Source organism: Pseudomonas defluvii, assembly GCF_001695625.1.
Classification (GTDB): Bacteria; Pseudomonadota; Gammaproteobacteria; order Pseudomonadales; family Pseudomonadaceae; genus Aquipseudomonas; species Aquipseudomonas defluvii.
The window spans coordinates 1-2,427 of the sequence record NZ_MBPN01000239.1 but is presented as its reverse complement, the minus strand read 5'-3'; the positions used below and the strand labels follow the sequence as shown (position 1 = coordinate 2,427).

Here is a 2,427-nt window from a genome sequence, read left to right as displayed (position 1 = left end):
GCCGACCAGCTGCAGTGGCAGTAAGCGACGCAGCTTAAACTCGCTGAAAAACTGTCTTGACCGATGGGTCCACTTTAATACTCCTCAGGTGAAAAGCGCCCCAGGGGACCAAATAGCAAAATGGCCGTTAGGTTTTCGAGATCGCTTATTGCCTCCGACTGCGCATACTGCAGAAAGTACGCGCGCTGTGCCGCAGGTAGGGTAGCTCGGTGCTTCAAACAGGTTCTCACCATCTCCGCCAGCACATAGCCGCGTATGTCGTACCGTTCATCCATGGCGCAAAGGATGGTTCGATAGCACAAGTGATAGTTCGGCTGCGGACCGGTCTGTAGGTAGGCGTCGGTACTCATCCTTGACTCCCGGCCTGCCAGGAGGCCAGAAACTGCAGAAGCCGCTCAACTTGGCCATGACTGACCAGTTGCTCTGCTGTTCGCCCTCCGAAAGCTGGCAATGGATCTTGGCGGAACCAGACAATCGCCCGCTCGATAGCTACCCCGCTCTCGGTCACCGTCATGACCACACGTAGGGCATCTGTGATAAAGCGTAGCGCTGCTTCGGCTTCAGGCGTGGTTGCGCCATCTGATTGGCTGTGACGATAGGTAGCAAGCTGAGCGGAAAATTCGGCCGGGTTGAGGCCGAAGACCTTGTTATAGCGCTCAGATGAAGAGGTTGCCCCTTTCGTGTTGCATAGGTAGTCGACCAGTTCGGCAGCCGACGATGCTGCTAGTTGAAATGCCTCCTGGTCCATGGCTTGTTCCCCTCGCGCCTTTCGTTAACAGCATGCCCACAAAATAAGCAGTAAGCAAAGCCATAGTTGCGTCATTGCCCGGCCAAGCTACCTTGCGAGCTCCAGCCTTGGGCAGAGGAAATGATTTTCCACCCAGTTACCACCGAATGATGGCCTTCAAGCCCGAGAACGTCCCGATGTCAGTTTGATGGCAGCATGTTTTCGCTGATACAGTTCCAGCCATTTTCAGCAATTGAGCCCGCTTACCTGAGTGGCGTACGGCTTTGGAGATCATGGAATGGACGTTCTGTACTGGGAAGGTGGGCTGTTACGCCACGAGGTTTGTGCTATCGAAGAGATGGAGGATGCTTTTCAGAACCCGAAGCCTGCTAGCAGCTCCTCCCACCTCAAGGGGGGAATGGCAGAGCAACTGAAAGCGCTTACAGCAGGGGCGGGGGGAATGTGGCCCTGGCGAGGGTACGCAGGCTTCCGCTTTGCGGATGCACGAGGTTCGGAGGGTGAGTTTGACCTTGTGATTGTGACTCACAAGAACGTTCTGATCGTTGAACTCAAGCATTGGAATGGCGAGATCACTTCCAACGGAGGGAAGTGGTATCAGAACGGTGATGAACGAGGGCGCTCGCCTGTTGCAATCACTCAAAACAAATCATTTTTGCTCCAAAGGAAATTGCAGGCTGTAAAGAAGAACTTACCTGATGGCCGTGTACCTAACATTCAATTTTGTGTGGTGCTGTCAGGCGATTGTAAATTTTCAAGCTTGCCAGAAAGTGATCTAAAGCACGTTCTAACGCTGGCGGATTTTCTTAAGCTCGCTAACGAAGGCTTATATAACAAGAGGTTTCGGCCGCATCCAAACGCCCAAGGCCTTAATCAGTATTTCAGCGTGTTTGACCGCTTGTTTAGTAAGGGGAACACAAAACCAAAAGAGTTGGTTGTTGACGGGTTTCGGGCTCAGGAGATAATTTTCGAGCACCCAGGCAAAGTGTATGTCGAACACCAGGCAAAAAATGATAACAATAAGCATGAGCGGGCTCTGCTCCGACTTTGGGACTTTTCCAAGCTAGATGATGTTGATGCTAAAACTCCAGAGGGACGTTTCAAGATTCTTTCCCGTGAGCGTGATGTATTAGTCTATTTGAGTAACCGAGACCTAGATTTGGGCAGGCGATGCCTTCGTCCGATGAAGAATCCATCAAGAGACTCTGTAACTCAGGAGTACTCTGAGCTTTGCGAATTGCCCTCAGAACATTACCGGCTCAATGAGTTTATCAATCGTTTCGTAGAGCAGTTTGACGAAGCTGGCCGGGTTCGATTGGCTAAAGTGATGGTCGCACAATTTGCCACAATGCACGGATTCAAAGTCGCGCACCGGGATCTTGGTGACCACAGCATCTGGTTCTCTCCGGACAGCAATATCGCGCTATCGAACTTCATTGCTGCTTACCATCAACCAGCTGGTACGGTCGGTCCACGTCGCGACCAGTTAAGTGGCTCTTCGCATTTAAGGGTGTAGCTGATTTCTAAACCCTCCTGACTTCAGCAAGCACCTGGCTATGTAATTGGTTAAATTTCTAAAGCCCAAGGCGGTACCTCGTAAGTGCTCAAGTCGCCCGTTGATAGCTTCTGTTGGACCGTTGCTGGTTCCTGGCCGGTCGAAGTAGGCAAGGATGCTCTCAGCG

General features: G+C 51.8%; 4 protein-coding genes. 1 reads left to right on the top strand and 3 read right to left on the bottom strand.

The genetic code is table 11. From position 1 onward, the window contains the following. Positions 1-74 precede the first annotated feature (74 nt). Both EKA13_RS26910 and EKA13_RS26905 read right to left on the bottom strand, forming a co-directional pair. Positions 75-350: a hypothetical protein gene (locus tag EKA13_RS26910; protein ID WP_065762009.1), complete on the bottom strand. Its 276-nt coding sequence runs from the start codon at positions 348-350 to the stop codon at positions 75-77. Further along, positions 347-748: a hypothetical protein gene (locus tag EKA13_RS26905; RefSeq protein WP_065762008.1), complete on the bottom strand. Its 402-nt coding sequence runs from the start codon at positions 746-748 to the stop codon at positions 347-349. The genes EKA13_RS26910 and EKA13_RS26905 overlap by 4 nt, the downstream gene beginning before the upstream one ends. A 277-nt stretch (positions 749-1,025) precedes the next feature. On the opposite strand from EKA13_RS26905, the gene EKA13_RS26900 reads away from it, so the two are divergent. Next, positions 1,026-2,261 (top strand): NERD domain-containing protein kinase family protein, encoded by a 1,236-nt coding sequence (locus EKA13_RS26900; RefSeq protein ID WP_065762007.1) that lies wholly within the window; start codon positions 1,026-1,028, stop codon positions 2,259-2,261. On the opposite strand, the gene EKA13_RS26895 is transcribed toward EKA13_RS26900, so the two are convergent. Continuing rightward, positions 2,250-2,427, bottom strand: a 178-nt coding sequence (locus tag EKA13_RS26895; RefSeq protein ID WP_141685661.1) for a transposase, incomplete at its 5' end; no start/stop codon positions are given. The two genes, EKA13_RS26900 and EKA13_RS26895, sit on opposite strands and share 12 nt — an antisense overlap.

Bases quoted from the DNA above. Each gene is read 5' to 3' on its own strand.
- EKA13_RS26910 (WP_065762009.1), bottom strand. From the start codon at position 350: ATGAGTACCGACGCCTACCTACAGACCGGTCCGCAGCCGAACTATCAC.
- EKA13_RS26905 (WP_065762008.1), bottom strand. From the start codon at position 748: ATGGACCAGGAGGCATTTCAACTAGCAGCATCGTCGGCTGCCGAACTG.
- EKA13_RS26900 (WP_065762007.1), top strand. From the start codon at position 1,026: ATGGACGTTCTGTACTGGGAAGGTGGGCTGTTACGCCACGAGGTTTGT.